General features: G+C 67.7%; 24 protein-coding genes, 2 tRNA genes and 1 pseudogene. 9 read left to right on the top strand and 18 right to left on the bottom strand.

Going from position 1 to position 26263, the window contains the following annotated elements; translation table 11 throughout:
* Both U9978_RS12660 and U9978_RS12655 read right to left on the bottom strand, forming a co-directional pair.
* A pseudogene (locus tag U9978_RS12660) lies at nucleotides 1–465 on the bottom strand (D-alanine--D-alanine ligase A); the annotation flags it as partial.
* Between the two features lie 119 nt (nucleotides 466–584).
* Entirely contained in the window at nucleotides 585–1598 is a 1014-nt protein-coding gene (locus U9978_RS12655; protein ID WP_322761303.1) for an NAD(P)H-dependent glycerol-3-phosphate dehydrogenase, read from the bottom strand.
* Between the two features lie 200 nt (nucleotides 1599–1798).
* Here U9978_RS12655 and cofC point away from each other — a divergent pair, with 200 nt between their 5' ends.
* Nucleotides 1799–2530 (top strand): 2-phospho-L-lactate guanylyltransferase, encoded by a 732-nt coding sequence (gene cofC, locus U9978_RS12650; protein WP_322761302.1) that lies wholly within the window; start codon nucleotides 1799–1801, stop codon nucleotides 2528–2530.
* Nucleotides 2531–2579: 49 nt separating this feature from the next.
* A complete protein-coding gene (locus tag U9978_RS12645; RefSeq protein WP_322761301.1) occupies nucleotides 2580–4790 on the top strand; it encodes an RNA degradosome polyphosphate kinase in 2211 nt (736 codons plus the stop codon).
* Between the two features lie 118 nt (nucleotides 4791–4908).
* On the opposite strand, the gene U9978_RS12640 is transcribed toward U9978_RS12645, so the two are convergent.
* The 3 genes from U9978_RS12640 to leuC all read right to left on the bottom strand — a co-directional run bounded on the left by U9978_RS12640 (nucleotide 4909) and on the right by leuC (nucleotide 7457).
* A complete protein-coding gene (locus U9978_RS12640) occupies nucleotides 4909–5193 on the bottom strand; it encodes an HU family DNA-binding protein (RefSeq protein ID WP_322761300.1) in 285 nt (94 codons plus the stop codon).
* A gap of 228 nt (nucleotides 5194–5421) precedes the next feature.
* Nucleotides 5422–6009, bottom strand: coding sequence for a 3-isopropylmalate dehydratase small subunit (leuD, locus tag U9978_RS12635; RefSeq protein WP_322761299.1), 588 nt, complete (start codon nucleotides 6007–6009; stop codon nucleotides 5422–5424).
* Between the two features lie 50 nt (nucleotides 6010–6059).
* Nucleotides 6060–7457 (bottom strand): 3-isopropylmalate dehydratase large subunit, encoded by a 1398-nt coding sequence (leuC, locus tag U9978_RS12630; RefSeq protein WP_322761298.1) that lies wholly within the window; start codon nucleotides 7455–7457, stop codon nucleotides 6060–6062.
* Between the two features lie 91 nt (nucleotides 7458–7548).
* On the opposite strand from leuC, the gene U9978_RS12625 reads away from it, so the two are divergent.
* Complete coding sequence (locus U9978_RS12625; RefSeq protein ID WP_322761297.1) at nucleotides 7549–8343, top strand: IclR family transcriptional regulator; 795 nt, start codon at nucleotides 7549–7551, stop codon at nucleotides 8341–8343.
* A gap of 72 nt (nucleotides 8344–8415) precedes the next feature.
* On the opposite strand, the gene U9978_RS12620 is transcribed toward U9978_RS12625, so the two are convergent.
* From U9978_RS12620 to U9978_RS12600, 5 genes are all read right to left on the bottom strand, one after another.
* Nucleotides 8416–9138, bottom strand: coding sequence for a hypothetical protein (locus U9978_RS12620; RefSeq protein WP_322761296.1), 723 nt, complete (start codon nucleotides 9136–9138; stop codon nucleotides 8416–8418).
* A complete protein-coding gene (locus U9978_RS12615) occupies nucleotides 9135–10037 on the bottom strand; it encodes a hypothetical protein (RefSeq protein WP_322761295.1) in 903 nt (300 codons plus the stop codon). Before U9978_RS12615 ends, U9978_RS12620 begins: the two co-directional genes overlap by 4 nt.
* Nucleotides 10038–10065: 28 nt before the next feature.
* Nucleotides 10066–12432, bottom strand: a complete 2367-nt coding sequence (locus U9978_RS12610) for a hypothetical protein (RefSeq protein ID WP_322761294.1) — start codon at nucleotides 12430–12432, stop codon at nucleotides 10066–10068.
* A 48-nt stretch (nucleotides 12433–12480) separates the two neighbouring features.
* A complete protein-coding gene (locus tag U9978_RS12605; protein WP_322761293.1) occupies nucleotides 12481–13353 on the bottom strand; it encodes a hypothetical protein in 873 nt (290 codons plus the stop codon).
* Nucleotides 13354–13791: 438 nt separating this feature from the next.
* Nucleotides 13792–14532, bottom strand: coding sequence for a Crp/Fnr family transcriptional regulator (locus U9978_RS12600; RefSeq protein WP_322761292.1), 741 nt, complete (start codon nucleotides 14530–14532; stop codon nucleotides 13792–13794).
* Nucleotides 14533–14721: 189 nt separating this feature from the next.
* Between U9978_RS12600 and U9978_RS12595 the strand changes: the two genes are divergently transcribed.
* Nucleotides 14722–16482, top strand: a complete 1761-nt coding sequence (locus tag U9978_RS12595) for a serine/threonine-protein kinase (protein WP_322761291.1) — start codon at nucleotides 14722–14724, stop codon at nucleotides 16480–16482.
* Here the strand turns inward: U9978_RS12595 and U9978_RS12590 are convergent, their stop codons facing one another.
* A complete protein-coding gene (locus U9978_RS12590; protein ID WP_322761290.1) occupies nucleotides 16483–18138 on the bottom strand; it encodes a HAMP domain-containing sensor histidine kinase in 1656 nt (551 codons plus the stop codon).
* 201 nt (nucleotides 18139–18339) lie between these two features.
* Between U9978_RS12590 and U9978_RS12585 the strand changes: the two genes are divergently transcribed.
* Nucleotides 18340–18621 carry a hypothetical protein gene (locus U9978_RS12585; RefSeq protein WP_322761289.1) on the top strand — a complete coding sequence of 94 codons (282 nt, stop codon included), beginning with the start codon at nucleotides 18340–18342 and terminating at the stop codon, nucleotides 18619–18621.
* A gap of 438 nt (nucleotides 18622–19059) precedes the next feature.
* Here U9978_RS12585 and U9978_RS12580 read toward each other — a convergent pair.
* From U9978_RS12580 to U9978_RS12570, 3 genes are all read right to left on the bottom strand, one after another.
* A tRNA-Glu gene (locus U9978_RS12580) sits at nucleotides 19060–19132 on the bottom strand.
* Between the two features lie 84 nt (nucleotides 19133–19216).
* Nucleotides 19217–19288 (bottom strand) — tRNA-Gln (locus tag U9978_RS12575).
* A gap of 120 nt (nucleotides 19289–19408) precedes the next feature.
* On the bottom strand, nucleotides 19409–20188 hold the full coding sequence (locus U9978_RS12570; protein WP_322761288.1) for a fumarylacetoacetate hydrolase family protein: 780 nt from the start codon (nucleotides 20186–20188) through the stop codon (nucleotides 19409–19411).
* A gap of 267 nt (nucleotides 20189–20455) precedes the next feature.
* Between U9978_RS12570 and U9978_RS12565 the strand changes: the two genes are divergently transcribed.
* A complete protein-coding gene (locus U9978_RS12565) occupies nucleotides 20456–20713 on the top strand; it encodes a hypothetical protein (RefSeq protein ID WP_322761287.1) in 258 nt (85 codons plus the stop codon).
* Between the two features lie 262 nt (nucleotides 20714–20975).
* Here the strand turns inward: U9978_RS12565 and U9978_RS12560 are convergent, their stop codons facing one another.
* Nucleotides 20976–21890, bottom strand: coding sequence for an alpha/beta hydrolase (locus tag U9978_RS12560; RefSeq protein ID WP_322761286.1), 915 nt, complete (start codon nucleotides 21888–21890; stop codon nucleotides 20976–20978).
* 518 nt (nucleotides 21891–22408) lie between these two features.
* Between U9978_RS12560 and U9978_RS12555 the strand changes: the two genes are divergently transcribed.
* Nucleotides 22409–22612 carry a hypothetical protein gene (locus U9978_RS12555; protein WP_322761285.1) on the top strand — a complete coding sequence of 68 codons (204 nt, stop codon included), beginning with the start codon at nucleotides 22409–22411 and terminating at the stop codon, nucleotides 22610–22612.
* A gap of 168 nt (nucleotides 22613–22780) precedes the next feature.
* Here the strand turns inward: U9978_RS12555 and U9978_RS12550 are convergent, their stop codons facing one another.
* Together U9978_RS12550 and U9978_RS12545 are read right to left on the bottom strand one after the other, a co-directional pair.
* Entirely contained in the window at nucleotides 22781–23404 is a 624-nt protein-coding gene (locus U9978_RS12550) for a hypothetical protein (protein WP_322761284.1), read from the bottom strand.
* Nucleotides 23401–23610 carry a hypothetical protein gene (locus U9978_RS12545; protein ID WP_322761283.1) on the bottom strand — a complete coding sequence of 70 codons (210 nt, stop codon included), beginning with the start codon at nucleotides 23608–23610 and terminating at the stop codon, nucleotides 23401–23403. The genes U9978_RS12550 and U9978_RS12545 overlap by 4 nt, the downstream gene beginning before the upstream one ends.
* A gap of 354 nt (nucleotides 23611–23964) precedes the next feature.
* Here U9978_RS12545 and U9978_RS12540 point away from each other — a divergent pair, with 354 nt between their 5' ends.
* Entirely contained in the window at nucleotides 23965–25395 is a 1431-nt protein-coding gene (locus U9978_RS12540) for a hypothetical protein (RefSeq protein WP_322761282.1), read from the top strand.
* 11 nt (nucleotides 25396–25406) lie between these two features.
* On the top strand, nucleotides 25407–25886 hold the full coding sequence (locus U9978_RS12535) for a hypothetical protein (protein ID WP_322761281.1): 480 nt from the start codon (nucleotides 25407–25409) through the stop codon (nucleotides 25884–25886).
* Nucleotides 25887–25968: 82 nt separating this feature from the next.
* Here the strand turns inward: U9978_RS12535 and U9978_RS12530 are convergent.
* Nucleotides 25969–26263: tetratricopeptide repeat protein (locus tag U9978_RS12530; protein ID WP_322761280.1), on the bottom strand; the 295-nt coding region annotated here is incomplete at its 5' end.

Genomic DNA, 26263 nt, shown 5'->3' with positions numbered 1-26263 from the left:
GGCCGCGGCGCTGGCGAACACCCCGGAGCCGACGTAGGGCACGCCGGCCATCTCCAGCAGCCCCTGCACGGTGCCGTCCTCGCCGAAGGGCCCGTGCAACAGCGGGAACACGACGTCGACCTCGCCCAGACCGATCCCGGCTGGGCCGCCCGGGGCGGCGCCCGGGGCGGCGCCCACCGGGCCGAGGATCCTCAGGCCGCCCGCGGTGGGGTCACCCAGCAGGGCCACCGGCGTCCCGGTGCGGTCGACGCTCGGTAGCGTGCCGGAACGGACCTGGAGCGCAGTCGGATCACCCGAGCCGAGCACCCAACGGCCGTCCGGGGTGATACCGACCGCCACGACGTCATAACGCCGTGGGTCCAGGGCTTGCAGCACGCCCGCGGCGGACACACACGAGATCGCATGTTCGGTGCTGCGTCCGCCGTAGATGACTGCGATCCGGATCCTGCGCGCGGTGCCGGGCATGGACGGGACCCTAACCGATGCTCGGCCGCACCAGCGTGAACCCGACGTCGAGGAAAAGCCCACGTCGCGGAGCCGACGCAGCCTGCGGCGACAACTCAGCTGATCGCTCAGCTGATCGCTCAGGCGCTGGGATCGCGGTGCTCGCGGCCTGGTTCGCGGCTCATCAGTTCCTTCACCGCGTCCATCGGCGCAAGGCCCTCGTAGATGACCCGCTCCACCTGCTCGGTGATCGGCATCGCGACGCCCAGTGACCGGGCCAGGCCCAGGATGGGCCGGCAGGAGCGGACGCCCTCGGCGACCTGAACCTGCTGGACGCTGGCCGTCGCCAGGGTCATGCCACGGCCGAGCTTTTCACCGAAGGTGCGGTTGCGCGACAGCGGCGACGAACAGGTGGCCACCAGGTCACCCAGGCCGGCGAGGCCGGCGAACGTCAGCGGATCGGCGCCCATGGCCACGCCGAGCCGGGCCGTCTCGGCCAGCCCCCGGGTGATCAGGGATGCGACCGAATTGGTGCCGAACCCCATTCCCTCGAGCATGCCGGCGGCCAGCGCGATCACGTTCTTGACAGCGCCGGCGAGCTCACAACCGACCAGGTCGGAGTTGGTGTACGGGCGAAGATAGGGCGTCCAACAGGCCGCCTGCAGATCGATCGCGGTCTGCTCGCAGCGGCTCGCCACGACGGTGGCCGCCGGCTGCTCGGCCGCGATCTCGCCCGCCAGGTTCGGACCGCTGACCACCGCGATCCGATCCGGGCCCACGCCGGTGACCTCCCTGATGACCTCACTCATCCGGCGGCGGGAATCACCCTCGACGCCCTTGATCAAGCTCACGTACACCGCGGACGGCGGGACCAGCGGCGCCCAGCGGACCAGGCATCCGCGCAGGGCCTGGGACGGCACCGCGAGCACGACCAGATCCGCCCCGCGGAGCGCCTGTGCGGCATCCCCCGTGGCGCTGACCTGGCCAGGAAGCGTGAGTCCGGGCAGATATCGGGGGTTGACATGATGGTGGTTCACCGCTTTGACGATGTCGGGCTCACGCGCCAGCAGCGTGACCCCGGCCCCGGCGTCGGCGAGCACCTTGGCGAAGACCGTCCCCCAGGATCCGGCGCAGAGCACAGCCGCTCTCGTCACACGGATCGCCCGCCGGCCGGGTCCGATCGTGTCTCAGCGTCAACCATGCTGTGACCATATGATGACTAGACAGTAACCGCCGCGGCGACCGTCGGGGGGATGCCCGGAGCGGCCGCCGAGCCGTGACGGATGCCGTAGGGTCAGGACGTGATACCCGCGCTACTCCGGAAATGACTCCCGGCCCGACCTGGGTGGTCATTGTGCCGGTCAAGCGGTTGACCGCGGCCAAGAGCCGGCTCGCCCACCCCGAACGTGCGGCGCTCGCGCTCGCGATGGCACAGGACACGGTTGCCGCGGCCAGAGATATCGATCACGCTGTCGTGGTGGCCGTCGTCGTCGTGACCAACGACCGCACGGCGCGGGCCGACATCGCCGACATGGACGCTCGGGTGGTGATCATCCCTGATCTTCCGGACACGGGTCTCAACGCGGCGTTGACGCACGGTGCGGCCGAGGCCGCACGGCGGTGGCCCGGCGCCGGCGTCGCGGCGATGTCCGCGGACCTCGCGGCACTGCGCCCGGCCGAGCTGAGGGCGGCGCTGCTGGCCGTGCCACCCGAGCGCCGGGCCATGGTCGCGGATGCGGACGGTACCGGCACGGTCATGCTCGCCGCCACGCCCGGCAGTCCGCTCGCACCCCGGTTCGGCCCGGCGAGCCGGGCCGAACACGTCCGTTCGGGAGCCTGGGACCTGACCGCCCCGCTCGGTCCGTCCGTGCCCGGCCTGCGGCGTGACGTGGACACGCTCGACGACCTGCAGGAAGCGCTGCGGCTGGGTGTCGGCCCACGGACCCGCGACATCCTGAAAACCCCTGGGGCCGCCGGCCACTCGAAAGGAACCATAATCGCGCGACCGCTGGCCTACCAGCGGCTGACGGATGTCTCACACGATGTTCAGCCGGCGGTCGTCCCAGACTCGTTGTACGGGTCCTAATCGTCACTCGTACCTGCCCCGGCCACCGGAGACTGGCACCATCGAGGGCATGACCGAGCTGGTGGTGAACCGATCCGAACAACCGCAGCGTAAACCACGGAGCGCCCTGCTTGAGCCGCTGGAGGCGCCCCGGCCACCGACGCCGTCCGATCTTCCCGAAGACCGTTTCATCAACCGCGAGAAGTCCTGGTTGGACTTCAACGCCCGCGTACTGGCACTCGCCGAGGATCCGGCCGCACCACTGCTCGAATGCGCCAAGTTCCTGGCTATCTTCGCCAGCAACCTGGACGAGTTCTATATGGTCCGCGTCGCCGGTCTGATGCGCCGCGAAGCGACCCGGCTCGCAGTGCTCTCCGCCGACGGCCTCACCGCCCGCGAACAGCTTGACCTGATCAGTAGTACAGCGGCCGATCTCTACGAACGTCACTCCCGGTGTTTCAGCGACGTGGTCACGCCCGCTCTGGCGGACGCCGGCATCACGATCCGCTTGTGGACCGACATGACCGACGTTCAGAAGGACCGCCTGCACGCATACTTCAACCAGCAGGTCTTCCCCGTCCTGACGCCACTGGCCGTGGACCCGGCGCACCCGTTCCCCTACATCAGCGGGTTGTCGCTCAACCTGGCGGTCACTGTACGTACCCCGGGCGGGGACGCCGAGCGATTCGCGCGGGTGAAGGTTCCGCAGAACGTGCCCCGGCTGATCCGCGTCGAGCCGGACCACCCGCTGCACGACAACAGGCGGCAGGGACCGCGCGGGCTGAAGTCCGACGACCGCGATGTCTGCTTCATCCCCCTGGAGGAGGTGATCGCCGCCCACCTCTCGCAGCTCTTCCCAGGTATGGAGGTGGTCGACGCCCACCTGTTCCGGGTCACGCGCAACGCCGATCTGGAGGTCGAGGAGGACGAGGCCGAGGACCTGCTGCAGGCGCTTGAACGTGAGTTGGCGCGCCGGCGGTTCGGCCCGGCCGTACGCCTTGAGGTCGCCGACGACATCGACGACAACCTGCTGGACCTCCTCATGCGGGAGCTGGAGGTCACCAGCCGTGAGGTGATGCGGGTTCGGGGGCTTCTCGACCTGTCGGTGCTGTGGGCGCTCTACGACCTCGACCGTCCCGAGCTGAAGGACAGCCCGCACGTGCGTCGCACCCACCCGCGGCTCGCGGCATCCGAAGGGGAGCAGACCGATTTCTTCTCGGTGCTGCGTGATGGCGACGTGCTCATCCACCATCCCTACGACTCGTTCACCACCTCGGTCCAGCGGTTCATCGAACAGGCCGCCGCCGACCCGCACGTCCTGGCCATCAAGCAGACGCTGTACCGGACCTCGGGTGACTCCCCCATCGTCGACGCTCTGATCAGCGCGGCCGAGGCGGGCAAGCAGGTCGTCGTCCTAGTGGAGATCAAGGCCAGATTCGACGAGACCGCGAACATCCGGTGGGCGCGCGAGCTGGAGCGTGCGGGCTGCCACGTCGTGTACGGGCTGATCGGATTGAAGACGCACTGCAAGACGTGCCTGGTGGTCCGCCAGGAGCGCGGCGGACTGCGCCGGTACTGCCACGTCGGTACCGGCAACTACAACCCGAAGACGGCGCGGCTGTACGAGGACCTCGGCCTGCTCACCGCCGACCCCGACGTCGGCGCCGACCTCACCGACCTGTTCAACGTCCTGACCGGCTACAGCCGCCAGACCGAGTACCGCTCACTGCTGGTAGCACCCCAGCACATGCGGGACGGCATCGTCGAACGTATCGAGCGGGAAAGCGAGGCGGCCCGCCAGGGCCAGGTGTCCGGAATCCGTCTCAAGGTCAACAGTCTTGTCGACGAGGAGATCATCGACGCGCTGTACCGGGCGTCCCGCGCCGGTGTGCCCGTGCAGTGCCTCGTCCGTGGGATCTGCGGGCTGCGGCCGGGTATCCCGGGCCTGTCGGAGACCGTCCACGTCCGGTCGATCCTGGGCCGGTTCCTGGAGCACAGCCGGGTCTTGGAGTTCACCTCGCTGCGGGAGTGCTGGATCGGCAGCGCGGACATGATGCATCGCAACCTCGACCGCCGCATCGAGGCGCTGGTACGGGTGGGGCAGCCGTCCCAGGAACCCCTGCGGGTCATGCTCGACCACGCCTTCTCCGAGGGCGTGGCAGCCTGGATCCTGCAGCCGGACGGGACGTGGTACCGACGGGCGACCGGCCCGGACGGAGAACCGTTGTCGGACTACCAGACCGACCTGATGAACCCGCCCCTGCGGCTGGCACACGGCTGACCGGCGGCAGGCGCCGCTGACTGGCGTCGCATGTCACAGACCGGCGACGCGTACCGCAGACCGGCACCGCGCCGACCGTGAGTGCCCTGACGGACCCACGGTCGGCGTCCGTGTCCGGTTACTCCTCGGTCGCGGACACGCTGGCCTTGAACTCCGAACCCGGCCTGAACTTCGGCACGACCGAGGCGGCAACCTGCACCGGCTCGCCTGTGGCCGGGTTGCGGCCGGTACGGGCCGCCCGCTCGACACGCTCGAAGACGCCGAACCCGGTGATGGTGACCTTCTCACCGGCGGATACGGCTTCCTGGATCGCCTCGAACACGGCATCGACGGCTTTGGTCGCATTCGATCGCCCGCCCTCGATCTGCTGGGCGATGCGATCAACCAACTGGGACTTGTTCACAACAACCTCCGGACGCCCCCCGCGGGCGCGGGGTTAGGGAGCAGATCGGGCATCACACTGCGCTGCACCGTAGGCATGTCCACCGGTTAGGGCAATTCCCCTGCGCGTGTCGCGCAACACAAACCCGCATGTCAACGACTCGCCTAGATCATCTGGCGGCACCCGGCGGAGGGCGGAGGATCCCTTGATGGACCAATTTCGTCACATTCAGTGACGATCAGTGGCCTCCTATGCGGTCACCGGAAGCCACCCGGGGCGGGTGGCTTCGAAGGCTGTGATGGCATCCTGTTGACGCAGGGTCAGGCCGACGTCGTCCAGACCCTCCATCAGACGCCAGCGGGTGAAGTCATCGAGCTCGAAGCCCGCGACGAGCCCGGGTGCCCGCACCTCGCGCGCACCGAGGTCAACGGTGATCGCAGTGGTGGGATCGGCCTCGACCTGGTCGGTGAGCGCCTCGATCGTCGCGGCCGCGAGCACGACCGGCAGCAGGCCGTTTCCGAGGGCGTTGCCGCGGAAGATGTCGGCGAAACGCGCCGAGATCACCGCTTTGAAGCCGTAGTCCTGCAGCGCCCACACGGCGTGCTCGCGGGACGACCCGGTGCCGAAATCCGGACCGGCCAGCAGGATCGTGGCGCCGCTGTAGACCGGCTTGTTCAGGACGAACCCCGGATCGGCCCGCCACTGCGAGAACAGGCCGGCGCCGAAGCCGGTCCGTTCGATCCGCTTGAGCCAGTCGCTGGGGATGATCTGGTCGGTGTCGACGTCGCTGCGCCGCAGCGGCACCGCCCGTCCGGTGTGCGTGGTGAACGCCTCCATCGCGGATGCGCCCCCTTCGTGGTGTCGTGATGTCGTCGTGATGTCGTCGGTCAGAGATCGGCGGGCGCGGTCAGCCGCCCGGTGACGGCGGTTGCCGCCGCGACGGCGGGTGAGACCAGGTGGGTGCGTCCACCCGGGCCCTGACGGCCTTCGAAGTTACGGTTGGACGTGGACGCGCTGCGCTCGCCGGGCCCCAGCGTGTCCGGGTTCATACCCAGGCACATCGAGCAACCGGCACTGCGCCACTGCGCACCGGCTGCGCGGAAGACCTCGTCGAGCCCTTCGGCCTCGGCGTCGGCCTTCACCGTCATCGAGCCGGGGACCACCAGGACCCGCAGTCCGTCAGCCACCCGGCGACCGCGCAGGACGGCCGCGGCGGCCCGCAGGTCCTCGATGCGCCCATTGGTGCAGGAGCCGATGAACACCGTGTCCACGGCGATGTCGCGCAGCGGCGTGCCGGGCGCCAGCGCCATGTAGGCCAGGGCGCGCTCGACCGAGGCGCGGGCCGCCGGATCGGAGTAGTCCGCCGGGTCGGGAACCCGGGATGACAGCGGCGCGCCCTGCCCGGGGTTGGTACCCCAGGTCACGAACGGGCTCAGCTCCGCCGCGTCGACCACGACCTCGCGGTCGAACACCGCGTCGTCGTCGGTTGCCAGGGTCGCCCAGTAGGCGAGCGCCACGTCCCAGTCCACGCCTGCCGGCGCGTGCGGGCGGCCCCGCAGGTGGGCGACGGTCACCTCGTCGGGGGCGACCATGCCGGCGCGAGCACCCGCTTCGATGGACATGTTGCACACCGTCATGCGGCCTTCCATGGACAGCCCGCGGACGGCCTCGCCACGGTATTCGATCACATGCCCCTGGCCGCCGCCGGTGCCGATCCGGGCGATGATCGCGAGAATCAGGTCCTTGGCGGTGACACCGGCGGGCAGCGCCCCGTCCACCGTGACCGCCATGGTCTTCGGCGGGCGCAGCGGCAGCGTCTGGGTGGCCAGCACATGCTCGACCTGGCTCGTGCCGATGCCGAAGGCGAGCGCGCCGAACGCGCCGTGGGTGGAGGTGTGGCTGTCCCCGCAGACGATCGTCATGCCTGGCTGGGTGAGGCCGAGCTGCGGACCGACGACGTGGACGATCCCCTGACCGGGGTCGTTCATCGGGTGCAGCCGGACACCGAAGTCGGCGCAGTTCTTGCGCAGGGCCTCGACCTGGGCGGCCGAGACCGGGTCCGCGATCGGGCGCAGCGTGTCGATGGTCGGGACGTTGTGGTCCTCGGTGGCGATGGTGAGATCCGGGCGGCGCAGCGGTCGACCGGCCAGTCGGAGCGCCTCGAAAGCCTGCGGGCTGGTCACCTCGTGTACGAGATGCAGGTCGATGTAGAGCAGGTCGGGTTCGCCGTCGGCACGCCGGACGACGTGAGCGTCCCAGACCTTCTCCGCGAGTGTGCGCCCCATGGCCCACTCCTTCAGATGATTGCGCGTTCAGATGGTCACTGTACTTTGATAGTACTGGACTTCCTATATTCTGGGATGACAGTATCAGCTTATGGAACAGCTTAGCGGAGTCGGCGTTCTTGACAAGGCGGCTGCCGTCCTCAGTGCGGTGGAGGCGGGTCCGGTGTCCCTCGGTGAACTCGTTACCCGCACCGGGTTGAGCCGGGCGACCGCGCACCGGCTCGCCGCCGCGCTCGAGGTACACCGGCTCGTCAGCCGGGACTCCCGTGGCCGCTTCATCCCCGGGCCGCGGCTGGCCGCCGGTGGCGCCGTGCCGCTGCCCTGGGCCCTGGTGGACGCGGCGGCACCGGTCCTGACCGAGCTGCGCGACGCCACCGGCGAGAGCAGCCAGCTCTATGTGCGGCACGGGGAGGTACGGGTGTGCGTAGCCGCGGCCGAACGCACCAGCGGCCTGCGCGACACCGTCCCGGTGGGATCCACGCTGCCGATGACCGCCGGATCGGGAGCGCAGGTACTGCTCGCCTTCACCGGCACGGCGAGCGCGGATGCGAGCGCGGATGCGAACGCGGATGCGAACGCGGATGCGAACGCGGATGCGAACGCGGATGCGAACGGCCCACCGGTCGATACGGCCATTCCCCCGGGGGCGGTGTTCGATGCGGCCGACCTGGAGCGGGTGCGACGCCGCGGCTGGGCCGAGAGCGTCGGCGAGCGCGAGGCCGGGCTCGCGTCGGTGTCGGCCCCGGTCCGCGACGCCGACGGCCGCGTCATCGCGGCGTTGTCGCTGTCCGGCCCGGTCGCACGCCTGACCCGCTCCCCCGGCGCCCGCCACGGCGCCACCGTCGCAGCCGCCGCCGAGCGCCTGCACGCCCGCCCCGCTCCTTGACCCACAGTCCACGCCTCTACTGCCAGGTGCTCCTAACGATGTGAATCTGATGCTCCTCCCACAACACCAGATTCACATCGTTCCCACAGAGTGCCCGGACTCCTTCGCCAAGGCGCTCACCACCGTGAGCCAGGAGTTCAGGGGATGGACGCAGGCCGGACCGCCCGGAACGCACCGAGCCTGATTCCACCAGAGAAAGCACAGAACCACGACGAGCGCCATGGCCGCCGGGACGACATGATCGGTGACGGTCCTGGCCGCGGGCACAGCGGCCGAGGGCGCTGGACTATCGGGGCTTGTGGTATCCGGACCGTGCTGGTTCATCTCCATCGATGTTCTCGCAGTTGCCGATGTTCTCGCGGTTGCCGGCCGTCGCAGGTGGGATGGGCCCAGCACCACGGCCTGCGGCAACGCCCACCTGACGATCTCGGTCAGCAGGGCGAAGATTTCCGCGACAGCCCGCCCATACCCGGCCGTGACCTTTTCAACGACAGCCGGAATCTTGTCCCGGGTCAGGATCCAGTCCTCCGGCAGAAGCAGGATCGTACCCACGAGTCCCACGGCTCTTTCGGTGGCATCCAGGAACCACGGTCTGGACGCCACTGTCGGTAGGAAAATCCATAGGAACACGAAGAAGACAATCAGCACCAGTACGGTCCAGACAGCCTGTCCGATGAAGATTTTATCGTCGGGAAAAGGAGCCAGGACCGTTCGGTCGCCCAACTCTCCGACCATGGAGAAGAGGTAACCGTGAAGACCCGACCCGGACGTCGTGGGCTGGCACGGTGCTGTCATCGAGCGCCGTCCTCCCGGTCCCGCCGAGTGGAGGCTGCCGCTTCGTCCGCAGCGGGCCACCGCTTGGGCCCGGCGGTCTCCAGCTGCTCCGGGGCATCCGGGTCAGCGAGTTCGGGCCGATTCGCGGCGGCGAACAGGCGTCGTCCCCGCTCCGCCGTCGAGCCGCCTTCCACGGCTTCGCGGTAGCGCCCCCGCGCGGCGATCTCGTCCCGGTCGTCCACCTCGGCGTTCACCAGGATGCTGTGGTCGTATTCGGCCGCGGTCTCCTTCTTTCGGCGTTCCAGCCCACCGCTGTGACGCAGAGTCTCCAGATTGTCTTCCACGATCGCAGCGGCGGTGGTACGGTCGCGTCCCTCGTATATCCGGGTCGGCTCGTCGACGTCGCTCTCAAGATTCACCCTGAATCGCTCAATCCAGGTGACAAGGCCGTGGCCCGCGGAGAGATCTCTCCTGCGTATGACCGCGACCTGTCCGCGCACCTTGTTCGCCTGCTCCGCCCCGAGCTGGCAGGTGATGGCTTCGATCTCGCCCAACACGTGGCTTTCGCACAGCTGCGCCGGATCCGTGATCGGATTCCGGACGAGCTCGACCGGATCGACGACCCGGTATCCGATGGTCATTGCAAAGGGAAACCCGGCAGCGTTCTCCCGACTGGGCAGGAGCGCCTGGAAAGAATGATGATGGATCGCGATGTCGACCTTACGGGCATAATGATGAGTACGGGCCTGCCGGCCGCGTGTCATATGATCGTCGAGTCGGGGCTCCCGGCCATGGCGGTTCACGTAGACGATTCTGAACTGTTCCGACCCGGTGGCTGATTTGAACTTCCCCAGCCGCCCGTCTGCCTTGTCGCCATAGGGCACCACCAACGGTGGCGGACCGGCGGGGTCGCCGGCCACGGGAGTTCCTTCGGTATCGTTTCGCACGTCATCGTTCACTGGCTTTGATCTCCTCAAGCATGGCCAGCAGTGCGCCCACCGGCCGCGGGTACTTTTTCTGCCAGGCCGGCAGGGAACCGCTGATGCGATCGAAGTCGTCCTCGGTGCGGACAGATCCACGAACGGCGCCCACCAGCGCGTGCTGAATCGCTTCATCGCGGGCCGCCCGCCCCACCAGATACCGGAGCGATTCCATCGACGCCGACCGAAGATAACTGGTGTTGAACGCCCGATGCCACAACAATCCGACCCGCTGCAGGATCTCCTGATGCTGTTCCGACATCATCAACAGCAGCGGCCGGGTAGGCGCCCACGGATCTGCCGGATCCCGCGGTGTATCCAGATCGAGGAGAAGCTGGATGAAGGACAGTGCGCCCACCCGGCGGCGGCTGATCGGCTCGCCGTCATCCGTCCAGATGCGCAGTTCTTTCAGAACCCGTATCTGCCTCGTCAGAACGGTGGTGACGTTTTCGTCCGGCATCTTGTGGTCGAACAGCTCCAGCACGCTGTTACTGATCGCAAGCATTGAGACGACAGTGTCCAGATCCACCGGACCGTCAATATCCGCAAGCTCACGCAGCCGGCGCAGAGCGCGCTCCAGGTCAAGCGGACCAACCCCGGAGCCCCACGCCCGCATGGCGGCCCACAGGCGTCCGGGTAGATCGGCGTCGTCGAGCCAGCCGGTCCAGTCCCCCCAGTCGGCAAGCATCTCCACGACCAACGGAAGAAAATCTCTGGATGTGGCGGGAACCCGGAGGGCCAGTGCTGCTGTCTCGATCTCCTCGGTCCGGCATGTGTCCGCCAGCGGAAGGAGAACCGCACGCCGGATCTCCTCGAACGACCAGGTGGAAAGGAGCCCGATAGCGGTCGCCACCCGCGCGCGGACAACCGGATCCGGGTCGCCGGCCAGATGGCACAGCCATTCCAGGAACGCTGGATGCAGGACATCCTGCTCATGCCAGACCCAGTCCAGGACCCGGGCCGGGTACGTCGGGTCACGAAACCTCACGACCTCAACCTGTGCAGGTCCGTAGTACGTCGGACGGAGCTCGTTCACGATCTCCGCCCGGGCATCCGCGAGCCGGATGCTGCGGTCCGGCGGGAACAGCGGCCGCGGTGGGCGGTCCGCGGCCCGTACCCGGGCGAGCAGACGTTTTTCCAGGTCGAGCGCGGCCCGGGAAACAGCTGAATACGGAACATCGGCCAGCACGCCCAAAGTGAGCAACAAGGCCCGTTGCTCAAGCGAGTCATATCCGCGGGCCCACTCGACGAAACGGGTCGATACCAGACCATCCACCCAGGCCTGGATCTCCGGTCCCGATTTATCCATAGCAAGGCGTTCGCCGAGCATGGCGAGTCCGCTGGCCGAATGACCGTCCCGGCAGATAGCCGTGACGAGCATGTCGATCTCGCCGTATTCCGCCAACCGCGACCGGCATTCCGACATCGCCAGACCGGACACGCGTGCATAATGTTCCGCCACGACCTCCAATGCGGGAGGCGGCCGGCCGCAGTCGACTCGGAACCCGGTCAGCGGATCCCCGAAAACAGTACGATCATCGGCCACGATCACAAGCCACGCGTTCTTCTGCTGCAGGCCGCGCGCCAACCGCTCCAAATGGTGACTGCGTAGTCCGGCGGCGCCCACCAGGACGTCCGGGTCCAGTACATGCCCGGTGTCCGCGGCGAAAGTTCCAGGATCAAGATGGTGAATTTCGGTGTCCGGTTCCAGCCGTCGGTACTCCGGATCCGACGTGGGTTTTTCGCCCGCCCGCCGAGCCATTTCCGTGTGCGCGACCGCGTGCAGAGCATTGAGTGCGGCGGCGGTGCGCCCCCAGCCCGTCGGTGCCTGCACCATGGCGACATGGCGATCGGTCAGCGCGCGCACGATATCTGCGAAACGCTCGGGTCGTGCGTAGGCGCCCACGATGCCCGCGAACTCATCGGCGGTCACCGGTCCGGGCTCGAATGTCGCCTGGCCGCCGAAATGGCCCGCGAACGCACCCACTCCACCACCGACGCTGCCTTGCCGGCCACCAAATACCACATTGCCGCCGTTGACGACAAGCCGTAGGTAGCTGTTGTTGAGTTCGGCACCCAGCTGTGGAGCGAACTGGGACCGTCCGCCGTCCTTGGCGAATTCTCGAAGGCGTTTCTCCGGGTTCCGGCGCGCCCCGTCCACCTTGGGCGTGTCCGCCCCCGGCGTGTCCGCGCCCTGGTTCCGGACTTGCTTGTCCGGCGGCCCCCGGCGTGCCTCATCGCCCCCGGCGGGCGCCCGGTGCCCGCCGGGGGCCGCGTCCTGCCCGCTCCGCCCACCGGCGTCGGCCTTCGGTCGTCTCGCATCGTCCTCGGCCACTGGTCTCCTCTGTCAAGGCCGCCGACACCACGAAGAGTTCGGTCGCGGCTAACCGACTCTGCCGCCGTGGTTTTCCTGGTTGTCCCGCCCCACGACGCGGCCCTGCCTTCCACCCAAGATCACATTGCCGCCGCTGACCGTCATCTCGATCTTCGTGGCATTGAACCGCGCACCATAACTCACAGCGTTGTCGGTTGGGGCCCGGTAGTCACCTTCCGTGTGGTGGTCATCTTCGTCGTCGGGAGGCATGCCGGGTTTCTTCCGTGAACCATCCTGGTGGGTTCCGTTCACCGCGGCCGGTTCCTTGCGGGGGCTGCTCGGCTGCGCGATGCCGATTCCGGGGACGTGAACCCAGGCGCGGGCCTGGTAGGTCTTGACCACGACATCGACCTCGGTGAACGTCTCGGGGCGGATGTTTCCATAGCCGTCACGGACGGCCGCGCGGTGGACGCGTTCGGAGACGATGACGGCCACGTCGGCCTCGGGTTCGTCGCGCAGCGCCTGGCGCAGCGGCTCGGCGTCGACCAGACGGCACGCCTCGATCACGTCGTGGCCGGCCCAGCCGGAACCTTCGGGCAGCACCTCACCGTCGTGGATAGCCAGCCGCAGCCGCATCCGCGCCCAGTCGCTGTGGAGATGACGGTCGTGGCGGAGCGCCACCGCCACCCGGTCGACGAACGGATCGAGCAGCCGGACGATGGAGACGTCGGGCGGGATCATGATCAGCAATCCGTCGCCCCGATCCGCCGCGCTGACCGCGATGTCGGCCCATTCCCGCCACGGCAACTGCGACTCGGTGAACGCCCGGTTGAGCACCTCACGCAGCCGGTGCCGCAGGTCCCTCTGTGTGCGGCTGTCGCGGGAGCTCCAACCTTCGATGTCGCCCACCACGATGCGGCGCGATACAGGTTCGTCGAACACGCGGTACGGCCTTTCCTGAAGGTCGCGTCGGTGGACACGACCGCGGTCCTGGACGGATACTGCGCACGAAGCGCTCGGGACGTCGGCGACCGTCGAAAAAGATCGTCGGTGAGGTCTCAGCAATCGTCGGTGAGGTCTCAGCGGTGGTAGCCGTCGTCCATGACCGTCGTAGCGGCTCGTCGGTGCCGGTTCGACGTCATCGGTCACATTCAGAGCGACCAGCAATCTCGTACCTCGCGATCTACCCGCCCCAGCCCCGCTCCTTAACCCACGCCCCTACTGCCAGGCGCCCTTAACGATGTGAATCTGATGCTCCTACCACAACACCAGATTCACATCGTTCCCAAAGAGCGCCCGGCAACATGGACGCGGCGTCGCGAGGCCGGGGCACGCACCCCAGCCCCGCTCCTTGATCCACGCCCCTATTGCCAGGCGCTTTTAGCGGTGTGTTGTTTCGCCGTAGGCGAACGCGCGGAGCTCCTCGACCTTCGAGACCACGATCGTCCGCCCCCTGTTACTGATCATTCCCTGGGAGCGGAAGACGCTGAGCTCCCGACCGACCGACTCCCGCGATGCGCCGATCGCAGCCGCGAGGTCATGGTGGGTCGGTCGCAACGTGATCATCACACCACCGTCGGGCTGGGTCTGCCCGTGCCGCTGCGCAAGCTCCAGGAGGTGGCGGGCCAGCCGGATGGCGGTCGGATAGGCACCGAGCTCCGAGCGCCGGCGGTCGGACTCCCGCAGCCGCTGGGCGATCGAGCCCACCATGGCACGCGCCACCTCGGGATGATCTGCTATGAAGGCCCTGAAGACCTCCGCGGACACCACGGCGACCGTAACGTCCTCCAATGCCACCACCGACGCAGAGCGGGTCTCGCCGTCGATTACCGCCATCTCGCCGATCAGGTCTCCGGGGCCACGGTGAGCAAGCAACGTTTCGTAGCCACTTTCAGCGACAGTCACGATCTTCACCCGCCCCGATCGAATCATCATTGTCCGGTCGGCGCGATCACCCTCCTGCAACAAGACGTCACCATTGCGATACGTTCTGATCATCCCTAGCACTTCGAAGGCCGAGCGGTCAGCCGGACTCATCCGGCCGCTCTCGCCGGAGCCGCTCTCGCCGTTGCCACGCTCGCCGTTGCCACGCTCGCCATTGCCACTGTCACCTGCGGACACGTGTTCCCCTCCATCACGTGGCTGGTGGCGCAGAGTACCCCTTTTGCTGCGCCACAAGGATGTGTCGGGTATCCAGCACCACGGTCCGCTCCCACGCGATGGCGGAAATCAACCATTCTCCCTCGCGCAGCGGCAGGCGCGACGTAGTGTCCACATCACCGGTGTATATGCCCATAAGGGGGAATACGGGTGATACGAAGACTGGGTTCCCGATACGTCCTGCACGAACCACTGGGACGGGGCGCCGACGGCGAAGTGTGGCGGGGTGAGCGGCTCGACGACGGCACCGGTGGCCAGGGGCCGGTCGCAGTCAAGGTGCTGCGCCCCGAGCTGGCCGACGACCCGGACTTCATCGACCGCTTTCTGCGCGAACGTAGAGTGCTGTTGACTCTGGACGACCCGCACCTGGTGAAGGTCCGCGACATCGTGGCCGAGGGCGGCACCTTCGCGATCGTGATGGACCTCGTTGACGGTGTCGACCTACGCCGCTACCTGCGCGAACGCGGTCGGCTCCCGCAGCCGCAAGCGGTCGACCTGATTGTGCAGGTCCTGTCGGCCCTGGCGGTCGCACACCGGGCCGGTGTCATCCACCAGGACGTCAAACCCGCGAACATTCTCCTTGACACGACCGGCCGGGATGCCCTCTGGGCGATGCTGACCGACGTCGGGATCGCCCGACTCACCCAGGGACGGTCGACGACCGGGCTCAGCGTGACGATCGGCACGCCGATCTACATGGCGCCGGAACTCGCCACCCACATACCGGCGGGTCCCGCCGCGGACCTCTACAGTGCCGGGGTCGTCCTGTACGAACTACTGGCCGGCCGGCCACCGTTTGCCGCACCGAACCCGATCGCCATGATCCGGGCGCACACGTTCGACCCCCCGCCACCGATCGAGGGTCTCGCCGAACCGCTGTGGGATGTGCTGCGCGGGCTGCTCGCCAAACGGCCGGCGGACCGGCCCGCCGACGCGCTGGCGGCACGCTCGGCACTGACCGCGGCACTGACCGCGGCACTGACGGGCCGGCATCGGCTCATCACCCCGGCGCCCGCAACGTTCGGCGACGCAGACCGGGCGAAACCATTCGTCCCCGAGCTGCCTCCGACCGCCATCCGCCTGAACGACGGGTACGAATCCGAACGCGTCCGGATGGCTGGCTGGCAGGCACCGCCGGTGCCGGTGCCGGTGCCGGTGCCGGTGCCGGTGCCGGTGCCGGTGCCGGTGCCGGTGCCGGTGCCGGTGCCGGTGCCGGTCGCGGTCGCGTGGGCGCGCAACCGCGGTACGAGGTTCGGGCGCCGACGCGCCCTGCTCACGGCGGGTGTCGCGGGGGTCATGCTCGTGGGCCTCGGCTCGTGGGCGCTCGCCGCCGGCCTCGGTGGGGACGATCGTGGCCCGGCCGGGCGGGCGTCCGCCCAGGGCGTCCCGGTGGCGTCCGCGGTGGCGTCCGCGGTGGCGGTGCCAGCCGGTTCCACCTCCGCGGACCCGACGCTGGTGCTGTCGCCATCACCGTGGCTGTCGCCGTCGCCGGCGGACCCCCCACACGCGCCAGTGCCCGACGTACGCAACATGCTGCTGGCCGATGCCTCGGCGGCGCTGCGAAAGGCCGGCTTCACCAATTTCCCTTACCAGTACGACTGTTACCGGTCACCCAACATCAACAACGTGGTGAACCAGGAGCCGTCCCCGGGTAGTCAGATCGCCACGACATCCCCGGTGAGCCTCAAACTGCAGGCGGCCGATTGCGCGACCGTTCCCATCGTTGTCGGAATGACTCTCCGTAATGCCGTAGATACTTTCGAAAGGATCGGGTTCACCAACATCTCGTACACGTACGAGTGCCTGAAGTCGATCAGGGTCGGTACCGTGGTTCTCCAATCGCCGCCTGATGACACCAGCTACGGCCTGAAGCAGTTTGTCAACCTGCGACTGCAGGCAGGCGACTGCTGATCAGCCGGACCGGTCGATCGGTAGCGAGCGGCTCGGCCGGACCGGCGCGGTCGCGAACCCGGGCCGCGGCTCCCCGCCCAGACTCCGCGGCACCGGCAGAGTGTGTTGCGGACCGCCGAGCGCCACCCGGCCGCCACCGCTGAGCGCCGCCCGACCACCGTTCCCACTGCCATTCCCACTGCCGTTCCCGCTGCCGCCGAGACCCGGCTGGGTACCCGGTCCCGACTGCGACGCCGCGGTCGATGACCGTGGCAGCGCCGCCCACATGTCGACCTCGACGATGATCTCCCCGTCCTCGGAGGCCATGCGCAGCCGTCCCCCGTGGACCTCGACCAGCCGCCGGACAACATAGAGGCCCATTCCGGCGCCGTCGATCTCACGGGTCGCGGTCCCATCCCGTTGCGTGAACGGCTCGAAGAGCTGGCGGATCGTGGCCGGGTCGAGGTCGGGACCGGGGTTGCGGACCCGCAGTACCACCTCGTCGCCGACCCGACCCGCGATGAGCCGGACGGGCGCTCCCGGCCAGGAGTGCACCAGCGCGTTGTCGACCAGGTTGGCGACCACCTGGTGCAACGCCTGGCGGGCCATGCGCACCGACAGTTGGGGCGGTAGGTCGACGCTGACGTTCGCCGCCGTGGTCGGTGAGTAGGCCAGCGTGGCCAGCACCGCGTTCACGACCTCGGGCAGGTCCGCGACGGTGTTCTCCTCCGTGCCGGTCGCCGTTGCCGCGCTGAGCATGTTCTCCAGCAACCGGGACAGCCGGTCAGAGTAGTTGACAGCCGAGTCGAGCATGTCGTCCAGCTGCGCCGCCGACATCCGGTCACGCCGACGTTTGATCGTGAGCAGGGTTCCGCGGATGCCGGTCAGGGGCGTCCGGAACTCGTGGGAAACCGTTGCGACAAGATCGCTGCGGATACGGTCGGTCTCCTCGAGCCGAGCCATCAGGCTCTGCTGACCCTCGTAGAGCTGCGCCCGGTAGTGCTCGGCCCGGCGGCGGGACTGCTCGTTGAAGTACCAGAAGATCACTTGGGCGCCCGCCAACGCACAGATGAATGCGGCGCTGATCGCGGCGAAGGTCCACGGGGAGTCGGTATGCCGATAAGATACGATCTTGTCGCCGACCGCGCCGTTGGCGAGGAACACGAACGCGATTGCCAGCAGATAAACCGCCCAGTCCTCGTAAAGGGCTATCAACGCGACGACCACGAAAAAGTGGAAGTGCATTTCAGGCTGTCCATGCGAGATATGGACCAACACGACCGAGCTGCACAGCAGGCCGAGGCTGGTGGCGAGCGCGCGCAACCGGCGGATGCCCGGAAGTACGGCCGCGCCGAGCAGCAACGCCGCCGGGCCGGCCGCGACGAGCCCCTGCCAGACACCGAACTTCTCGTAAGCAGCGCAGCCGACGATGATCGGCAGATGGATGGCGAGAATCCAGACCAGCAGTCGGTGGCGGGCGACCCAGTCCTCCGTGGGCAGGCCCCGTCCGTGCGGAACCCAGCCCCAGGTCTGTCCGTTGATCTTGTCTGCAGGAAGCACGAACTCGGCTTCGGGTCGATGGCCGGGAGGCGTCCGCTCGGCACGGCTGAGCCGGCCGGCGCGCGCACTGCCGTGGCGGCGCCGCGCCCGGTCGGGAATGGGGGCCGCGGAGGACATCCGGGTCATCCTCTACCGATCGACACCAGGCACACCATGGCCGTCAAGGATGGTGCGACATGGCAACCATGCTCACCCGTGACTAGACCATCTTTACCAGTCACTAACAGGCTCAAAGAGGCGATGGCGCTGTAGGCTCCCGCTTCGACACCCTGTGGTCCGCAAGGTGGCCTTCGGACGGCCACCCAGGAGGAGGACACCGTGCCCCCCGTGACCCTGACCGCGACCCCCTTGACTGCCGCCACCGCGGACCTGCCCCGCTCCGGCCCGGCCGGCGCCCTCGTGCCCGTCACCGTCACCCAACCGGTCCCCCTCGCGACCGGCCCGGCCGAGGCCACCGGCCCGCGGCTGCGGCTCGTCGCCACCACCAGCCAGCTGGACGAGATCGTGCACGGACGCAGCGGCCCGAGCTCCTGCGGGTGCCGAGAGTGCGCCATGGCACGCCACCCCGCGTCCATGCCCCGACTCACCGTCATCCGATGATGCCAAGTTGGTAAAGCCGCACAAGAGCCCCGGGACCTGTTGGTCCCGGGGCTCTTGCATGCCCACCCGATGGACGGCAAAGGCTCCCGCCTGCAACCGCCTGCAACCGCCTGCAACCGCCTGCAACCGCCTGCAACCGCCTGCAACCGCCTGCAACCGCCTGCAACCGCCTGTCTAGATCATGATCGGCGCGAGTTTGTTGTTGCGTACGCTTTTCGGCCCGAAAAGCGTGCCTGACAACAAACTCGCGCCGATCTTCGGTATGCCCCGGGCTCATCATTGACCTGGCGACCACCGCGAGTAGCAGAAGACGTCGACGCGTATTCGGCGTGACCAGCCGGTGGGCACCGCGGCCGACCGGCCGGCCGGACAGACGACGAAGGCTCCCTGACCGGGTTTGCCCTGGTCAGGGAGCCTTCCGTGCAGGTCGTGCGAGTGTAGCCCCGACCGGATTCGAACCGGCGCTACCGCCTTGAGAGGGCGGCGTCCTAGGCCACTAGACGACGGGGCCAGCTGCTCATGACTTCAAACACCTCTTACTCCGGACACACTGTACTTCAGACACACTGTACTTCGCAGCGCAGAAAGTCTGACGCTGGGGTACCAGGACTCGAACCTAGACTAACGGAACCAGAATCCGTTGGGCTGCCAATTACCCCATACCCCAAGGTTGCCCTTGCGGGCGAGCCCTACTGTACCGCATCCAGCTGGGGAGCGGCCGGGACCTGTGCCCGACCGCGTGTCCGATCGCGTGTCCGAGACCAACCGCCGGGACCGGGAGCCGGTATCAGCGAGACGTCACGGGGTTGGTGAGGGTGCCGATCCCCTCGACCGTGACGGCCACGGTCTGCCCGGGGCTCATCGGGCCCACCCCGGCCGGCGTTCCCGTCAGCAGGAGGTCACCGGGCAGCAGCGTCATCGCCACCGACATGTACGCGATCAGTGATGCGACATCATGCAGCAGCGACTTCGTCCGGGAGTCCTGCCGGAGTTCGCCGTCGAGGGTGGTGCGGATGGCCAGGTCGGACGGGTCGAGATCGGTCTCGATCCACGGCCCGACCGGGCAGAAGGTGTCATGCCCCTTGGCCCGGGTCCACTGGCCGTCCTCGTGCTGCTGGTCGCGGGCGGTGACGTCGTTCGCGCAGGTGAACCCGAGGACGACGTCCAGAGCCCGCTCCACGGGGACATCCCGGCACAGACGCCCGACGACGATCGCAAGCTCACCCTCGTAGTCGACCCGCTCGCTGTCGGGAGGAAGGACGATCGGGTCACCGGGGCCGATCACGCTCGTCGACGGCTTCAGGAAGAGCAACGGGCGCTGCGACAGGGCGTCAGTACCCATTTCCCGGACGTGATCGGCATAGTTCTTGCCGACGCACAGCACCTTGCTCGGCAGCACCGGCGCCAGCAGCCGCACGTCGCCGAGCAGGTAGCGGGCGCCGGTGAAGCTGAACGCGCCGAAGGGATGGGGGGTGATCGTGGCCACTGTGGCCTCACCCCGCTCGACCGCGCCCTCCACGATCCCGAAGGCCGGTTCCGTCCCGTCGGTGAACCTGGCGATACGCACCCATCGACGTTACAGGCTGCCATTAGTTCTCCGGGGACTGCGGCCTCCGGGCGCGCGATCTGACGATCATCGCACGCCCTTTGGCCCGCTAGCACGCCCTTTGGCCCGCTAGCACGCCCTTTGGCCCGCTAGGCTGACCTGCCCCGAAGCACGCGCGACGACGTCGCGGATAGGCTTTCCGCGCGTCCTGGAGACCCCGTCCTGGAAACCCCAGCCGAAGGCCCCAGCGAAGACGCCAGCCAGAGACCCCAGCCCGGAGGCAACCAGGTGAGCGAAACCACACCCGTCTACGATGTCGGCGCGCCAGAGCCGAAGCCGATCGACGAGGAGCTGAGCGTCAAGCTCGGCCACCTCGCCGAGGACGCGATCCTGCGCGGCAAGCCCAACGGCGACGAGCGGTGCGACAACTGCCTGTACTACCTCGACGGCGACAAGGACATCACCTACTGCTGGCACCCGAAGCTGCGCATCCTGGTCGGCGGCGACTGGTGGTGCCAGTGGTGGGAGGAGATCCCCGAGGACTGACCCCGGCGGCCCGGGTCACGGGGGGACAGCCGCGTGCGACCGCCACCGCACCGACCGCCACCGCACCGAGCGCCTGGGCACGAGTGGAAGGTAGACGTACATCTCAGGTCCGATTTGCGGCTTTCTTGGACGTCAACCTTCCACTCGTGACCACGGTCCATGCGAGCGGTTGCGGCCAGCCGGGTAAGAGTGCACAAGCTGGCGGCCCACGCGCCGCTGGGTCGACACCCGGGTGCACACGGTCATGGCTCGGCTGCGACGGTCAGACCCGCACGGGGTGCAGGGCGCGGCGCAAGACGTCGAGGATCTCCCGCTCCTGCCGTCTGGACACCGCCTCCGTACGCCCCAGGTTCGGCCCGTGGAACGTCCCCGGGAACTGGTGCAGCTCAACCGACACGCCCGCCCGCAGCAGGGCCAGGGCGTATTCGATCCCCTCGTCGCGCAGCGGGTCGAACTCGGCAGTCGAGACATAGGCGGGTGGCAGGCCGGTGAGGTCGGTGGCGCGGGCCGGCGCCGCGTACGGCGACACGTCGTCGCCGGGTTCGGCGTCACCGGAACGCCCCAGGTAGTGCCGCCAGCTCAGCATGGCGTCCGGCCGGTTCCACAAGGGCGCGTCAATGAATTCGATCATGGATGGAGTGTCCAGCCGGTCGTCCAGCTCGGGAATCACCAGGAGCTGGTAACGCAGGGCCGGGCCGCCCCTGTCCCGGGCGAGCAGCGCCAGCCCGGCCGCGAGCCCCCCACCGGCGCTCGCACCGCCGACCGCTACCCGATCGCGGTCGATGCCGAGGACGTCGGCCTGGTCGACCAGCCACCGCAGGGTGGCGTAACAGTCCTCAAGACCCGCCGGGAACGGGTTCTGCGGAGCCAGCCGGTACTTCGGTGCCACCACGACCGCCCCGGCCCTGGCACAGATCCGCACGACGTCCGGGTGGACCGTTTCGATGGTGCCCCCGGCGCCACCCCTTGCAAACCCACCACCGTTGATCCACAGCAGTGCGGGCCACGGCGCACCGGGTTCCGTCGGCCGGTGGATGCGGACCGCGACGTCCGGCGCTCCCGGCGGGCCGGGGACCACCCGGTCCTCGATCTCCATCCCGGCCAGGACGTCAGCATCGATGGACGGCTCCATCAGGAGCCGGCCCGACGCCGCCCGGACCGCACCAACACCCTCCATTGCTACCCTCGGTAGCAGAGAAACCATAGCCGCGAGCTCAGGATCCACGAACGCCCCCCATATTCGGGCAAAAAGCCACTGACCTGCACTCATACCGCGGATGAGTGTTCACCTAACAGGGGGTATCTGTCACCTGAATCGGTACATCCGGTGCTCGGACAACCTCCGCGACCCGCAGGGGCACTACCGGCTGGCCTCGCCGCCCACGGCCCTACCGCCCACGGCCCTACCGCGGGCTGGCCCGGCGGCGGGCGGTCTCGCACCGCGGCCCACTGCGCCGGCATGATCACCGGCCACCGGCCACCGACGACCGACGACCGACGACCGACGACCGACGACCGACGACCGACGACCGACGACCGACGACCGACGACCGACGACCGACGATCTTTCTAGGTTTGTACGCCGGAAACGGCCTTGTTGATCGCACAAACCTAGAAAGATCGCGCGTCACCCCCAGGATGACGATCGGCCCGCGAGCTATGATGATCGAAGATGGGTGGAGAGGAGTGGTCGACATGCCGCCTATCGCACAACCGGCGCAGCCGGCTCCGCGCTGGCCAATAGACAACCTGCCCATTGAGGAGGTACTGCGCAGCCAGGGGATTCAGCCGGTCAGTTCACTCAAGGACCTCGCGTACCCCGATCTGTGGGACTCCGACGAGGAGTATGCGGAGTTTCTCGCCGACCTGTACGCATCTCGACAGGCGGACGTCGGTTGACGTGTCCTCGTTGTGGACACCGACGTTGCATCGGCGATCTTACGCGGGCGGGTATCAGGGCCAATTGACGTACGCCTCGCAGGACAGACACTAGACATTTCCAGGAGGATCTGCCGGCTACCGGCAGGCACAAACGCGGAAGCTGCTCAGCCGCGGATAGCGGCAATCTCACGGCTGCGCGGACACCAGCGGAATCGCCCCTGCGCTCCCCGCAGCTCGTTGCGCGGGCATGAGCAGCGGGCACGGCCGCTGGCCACCGGTCCGTTCACCGGGCATCCACACGGTGTGCGTGCACGAGTCGACGTCGACCTGCCAGGTCTGGCGATGACGATGATCCTCAATGCACACGGGACGCCGGGTCAGCGGCTCGGCGACCCTCATGTGCACCCAGGCGTGCGCCACCTCCCAGGCTGCCGCGTCGAACTCGGCCACCACCGCGCCGTCACCGTCCACAACCACCAGACGCCCCGGTTCGACCGTGTCGGCCACGCTGGTCCGGGGCACACGGCGGCGCAACATGTCGGGCTGCCATTGCGCCGCCAGCGCCGTATGGGCCGCGTCCAACGCCGCACGCTGACCCGCGAGGAACGCCAGCGCCTCACCCTCGGTCACGCCGTCGCCGGCTCGGAGTAGCGCCTCGGGCGTCAACGCCAGCACCGCGAGCAGGCCCCGACGAAAATCCGACACGAACAGCACGGGCTCACCCTGCGGGTTACGGTCATATGCCTCGTCCGCCGCCAGTAGGGCCAGCGCATATCGCCGGTGCGCGCTGGGCTGGCCGTCTCCGCTCATCGGGTGTCGCCCCGCCAGCGGACCGCCGAAGCCGCCACGCTCACCGCGAACCCGACAGGCCCGATCGCGTAGTCGCCGATCCCGGAGCTGTGGGCGAACCTGTCCGCCGCCTCCGCGCTCTCGAATGCCAGCACGATCTCGGTCACGCTGCGGCGAGTTTCCCCGTCGAACGACACCAGGCCGTACACCGGCCCCGACTCATCCATCCAGTTCTCCCTTCAACACGAACAGGCGGGGAGTCGACTCCAGACGGAAACCGAAGGTGGGGCCCTCCGGAGCCAACCCGTGAACAACGCTCCTGACGACTTCCCGCATCCAGAACGCGACATCGCAGTGCGGCGCCGTACAAGGGAGCTACGGAAGCCCGGCAAGAACGGTCTACCGAGGTTCCCATCGCCGCATCCACCCGATCCAGGCTGTATCGCTGGGATGTTGAGGGGCGGATTTGGGGGCTGATTCAGGGGCCGACAGGCAGGATCACGCCACACCCCGATACATGCGACGAAAAGGCTGCCTGATGTGCAAGAATCGACACGACTCCTGCGACGAGAGGGTCAGTCGTGACAGAGCCAAACCACCAGCTCCAGCGGGCGCGTCTGCGGATCGAATCACCGAACGCATCGGGTGAACCGCTGTCTCGTCGGGAACTCGCCGATCTGGTCAATAGCTGGGTCCTCGAGCATGCAGGACGGACCACCGCTATCGATGATCATTACATCGGCAAGCTTGAGCGAGGGATGATCCGCTGGCCGCAGGCGGACTACCGCGCTGCGGTGCGGGCGATCCTCCGCGTTCAGACAGATCACGAACTGGGCTTCCGTCGCCGTCGGATGGCAGCCTCCGAGGGCAGCATCCCCTCCGCATCCCTCACCGCGCCCGGTACGGTCCAGCCTCCCGACATGACGTTTGGCTGGCCGCCCGAACGATCGTTACTATCGCCGACCATAGACGCGGCTAAGCCCACCGGCAATCTTCTGCTATTGGATGAGTGGTCGGCGATGTACCGAAGAGATCTACTCACGGGCGCCTTCAGCGTGGGCGCGCTTGTGCACTTGGAATCCTATCTTTCGACCATGGACGCGGACCCGGTGGCCAAGATTTCCGTACTCCGAGCCGTCACGATGGCACAACGTCGCCGGGAAGGTTTGATTCCCGCTCGCGAGCTCGCTGGAATCATCGTCGAGCACCTTCGGCTACTCCGCTCCGTAGGCAGCGCGCTGCAGGACCCGGCGGCCCGACGGGAGGTGACCGAGGCGCTCAGCGAAGGATTCGGGTTTCTCGCATGGCTATGCTGGGATATGCGGGACATCGGCTCGGCACAGCGTTATTATCAGGCTGCTGTCCGTCTTGCACGGGAATCGCAGCATCGCGCTCTGACCGGCTACATGCTCGGCAGCCTTGCTGCCTTTTTCGCGAGAACGGGCCATGCTCACCGCAGCGTCCTTCTCATGGAGAGGGCCTGGGATGCATTGCCGAACAAAAGGCATGGGATAGTGGACGCCTGGATAAACTCCACCGCTGCCCTGAGCTACGCTGCCACGGGAGACGGAAACGCGGCTTGGCGCCATCTCGGCCATGCTGAAGAGGCCGTATCCGGAATACCATCCGACGAGCAGCCTCCCTGGCCATGGGTTATGCGATTCGACGATACCAAACTCGCCGGATACCGTCTCAACGCCGCCATCCACCTTGGGCGCCCCGACCTTGCCCTTAAATGGGCACCCGCTGCCACCGCGGCGCCAGCACGCAAGCACACCGCCCAGTACGCCCTCACGCTCCTCGACCAGGCCACCGCCCATTGCATGAAAGCCGAATATGAGCAAAGCGCCGATATCGCGCTTGCAGCTCTCAGCATAGCCGCTGCGAAGAACTCGCGTAGAGTGATCGACTCTGCCTGGCGAACTCGGCAAGCTATCCCGAACAACGCTACATGTGACGCGGTCGGCCAACTCGACGCCCGGCTTCACGAACTCGACCCGATCGACGCCTGAAAGGCAGGAAGATGGTGACGATCGGTATAACTGGCCACCGAGGGCTGACCGCTGATATCGAGGACTACGTCCGGCGCGAGATTCGCCGTATTCTCAGCGCTATACCGGCTGACCAGCTGACGGGCGTCAGTTGCCTCGCGGACGGCGCCGACAGTATCTTCGCCGAAGTCGTCCTGGAACTCGGCGGACGACTCTCCGCCGTGGTGCCAGCCAACGCCTACCGCGACGGCCTACCAACATCCCACCGTGTGAGCTACGACCAACTTCTCGACGCGGCATATAGAGTCCAGCGTCTCGATTTTCAGGATTCGACCTCCGAAGCCCACATGGAGGCGAGCCGAGTGATCGTCAACGACGCGGACGAACTCATAGCCGTGTGGGACGGCGAGCCAGCACGCGGCTATGGCGGCACCGCCGACGTCATCACCTACGCCAGGCTGCAGGGAATACCGATCCGTATCGTCTGGCCGCCGAACACGAAACGCGACTGACCGAATCAGCCCATTTCGGAAGCCTGAGCCGTCGCGCTGATCACTATGATCTACGCCGGCCAAAAGGCCAACGTCGGCGCCGCTACGGCTGATCACTGTCGTCCGCGTCCTCGGGAAGACCGAGGTCGAGGCCGATCCGCTGCGCGATCTCCATCGCCTCGCTCAGCATCGCCAGGCCGCGGTCGTGGTCGCTCGTGCTGGACAGGAGTTGGCCGAGCTGGAGGAGTGAGATAACGACGTCTCGCTGCTTACCGACATTGACCGGATCCGCCTCGACAAGCCGCCTGGCGATCGCCAAATCCTGTTCCAAGTATTCACGAGCCTGATCGGCATGTCCCAACCTCATCGCCAGATCAGCAAGTTTGTTGTAGGAGATC

The organism is Protofrankia sp. Cr2, from assembly GCF_963555885.1.
Taxonomy (GTDB): Bacteria; Actinomycetota; Actinomycetes; order Frankiales; family Frankiaceae; genus Protofrankia.
This window is presented reverse-complemented; position numbering and strand designations above follow the sequence as displayed.

Bases quoted from the DNA above. Each gene is read 5' to 3' on its own strand.
- U9978_RS12535 (WP_322761281.1), top strand. From the start codon at position 25,407: ATGGTGACGATCGGTATAACTGGCCACCGAGGGCTGACCGCTGATATC.
- U9978_RS12625 (WP_322761297.1), top strand. From the start codon at position 7,549: ATGGAACAGCTTAGCGGAGTCGGCGTTCTTGACAAGGCGGCTGCCGTC.
- U9978_RS12620 (WP_322761296.1), bottom strand. From the start codon at position 9,138: ATGACAGCACCGTGCCAGCCCACGACGTCCGGGTCGGGTCTTCACGGT.
- leuD (WP_322761299.1), bottom strand. From the start codon at position 6,009: ATGGAGGCGTTCACCACGCACACCGGACGGGCGGTGCCGCTGCGGCGC.
- U9978_RS12550 (WP_322761284.1), bottom strand. From the start codon at position 23,404: ATGAGCGGAGACGGCCAGCCCAGCGCGCACCGGCGATATGCGCTGGCC.
- U9978_RS12645 (WP_322761301.1), top strand. From the start codon at position 2,580: ATGACCGAGCTGGTGGTGAACCGATCCGAACAACCGCAGCGTAAACCA.
- U9978_RS12560 (WP_322761286.1), bottom strand. From the start codon at position 21,890: ATGGAGGGTGTTGGTGCGGTCCGGGCGGCGTCGGGCCGGCTCCTGATG.
- U9978_RS12545 (WP_322761283.1), bottom strand. From the start codon at position 23,610: ATGGATGAGTCGGGGCCGGTGTACGGCCTGGTGTCGTTCGACGGGGAA.
- U9978_RS12590 (WP_322761290.1), bottom strand. From the start codon at position 18,138: ATGTCCTCCGCGGCCCCCATTCCCGACCGGGCGCGGCGCCGCCACGGC.
- U9978_RS12555 (WP_322761285.1), top strand. From the start codon at position 22,409: ATGCCGCCTATCGCACAACCGGCGCAGCCGGCTCCGCGCTGGCCAATA.
- leuC (WP_322761298.1), bottom strand. From the start codon at position 7,457: ATGGGGCGCACACTCGCGGAGAAGGTCTGGGACGCTCACGTCGTCCGG.